The organism is Paraburkholderia sp. FW306-2-2C-D06C (assembly GCF_058781505.1).
Map to the genome: position 1 here is coordinate 1 of NZ_JBYSWU010000129.1, position 1,410 is coordinate 1,410.

The window sequence follows — 1,410 nt, forward strand, 5'->3', positions numbered from 1 at the left end:
GGCTCTTTTGAAAACGGAGTGGGTAACGGGGCTCATCGGGCATGCTCATTAAAGCGTGAGAAGTCGAGTTTTCCAGCGATGAGGAACAGGACGGTGCGCATGGTTTCGAAACGAGCGTACCCGCGTGCTTTGCGTTTGGCGGCCTGAAACAGGCCGTTGATGGCTTCGATGAAGCCGTTAGTCTGGCGCGTCTGAGTCCAGGCAACAATGCCGTCGAAGTGTCGGCGAATCAATCGCGCGACGTCCTTCATCGGTTCGACCTTCGAGCGCATGACGTTCGTACACCACTGGTGCAACATCGCCGACACGACATTGATTTGCTTGCGCTCGAGAATGTCGCGCAGTTGCTCGCGGTATAGCCACGCCCGGGCCGTGCGCTTGGTGGTGTACTGACTGACGAGCGCCTCGAGGTCGGTCAGTTGGGCGAGATTCAGTTTGTTCGCGTCTTTGAGCAGCGTCCAGCGCATGCCCTTGAGTTGCGGGTCGACCTTCTGTTGCTGCCGGCGCACCGTGTCGAGTGCCTTGGACGCGTGAGCAACGACGTGAAACTTGTCGAAGGTCACTCGCGCGTCGGGCAGATGTTCATTGACGCCTTTGATGAAAGCCGGCGACATGTCGATGCTGACCGAGCCGATTTGCTCGGACGTGCCACCGTGTTCGCCCAGATAGGCCGCAAAGCGTTCAATCGTGCTGGCATCCTTGCCGGTCGTGACGAACACGACCCGCCGCGCCTGCATATCGGCGACCAGCGTCAGATACTCATGACCGCGCCGATACGAGGTTTCGTCAACCGCCACTGCCGTCACGTCAGACAGGTCAGCCGCCGCGAGTGCCAGCTCCACATACCGCGAACAGATGGCGTGTACTCGATGCCACGACAGGTTGACCGCACGCGCGACAGCGGCAAACGGCATCTGCTGGGCGAGCATCAGCACGAGTGCCTCGAACAGCAGCGTAAAGCCACTGAGTTGACCGACCCAATCAGGGTCGACCAACCGCACGGAGCCATCGGGTAAGCGCACACGCGGCACCCGCACTTCCAGGAAGCACTCGTGTTGAAAGAAATTCAGGTGACGCAGACGCTTGATTTGCGTGTCGTGTACAGGATGCTCACCGGCAACTCCAGCATAGGGAAACCGGCTGCCCGCGACGAAGTCAACGGCAATGGTGAGTTGATGCTGAGCGGCATCAAAGTCAACGCCTTGAACGTACCAGGGCGCGGTTATTCCAAGAGCGGATTCGAACAGTTGATTCGTCATGGTAGCTTTGTCTTGCGTGGCTGGTTGCCGCATTCTGCCGCAACCAGCCATGGCTCAGCATATCAATTCTGGGCGCCTCAAGGATTCGCTACGCCGGGCTTACGCCCGTCCTTGACCCGCCAAACCTACCCACTCAAAATTCAAAAGAGGC

General features: G+C 58.9%; 1 protein-coding gene. It reads right to left on the bottom strand.

The features are described from left to right. Window positions 1-32 precede the first annotated feature (32 nt). Window positions 33-1,259, bottom strand: a complete 1,227-nt coding sequence (locus AC3WLT_RS37135; RefSeq protein ID WP_492596520.1) for an ISL3 family transposase — start codon at window positions 1,257-1,259, stop codon at window positions 33-35. Window positions 1,260-1,410: the final 151 nt, after the last annotated feature.

Coding starts and splice junctions, on each gene's coding strand:
- AC3WLT_RS37135 (WP_492596520.1), bottom strand. CDS start 1,259: ATGACGAATCAACTGTTCGAATCCGCTCTTGGAATAACCGCGCCCTGG.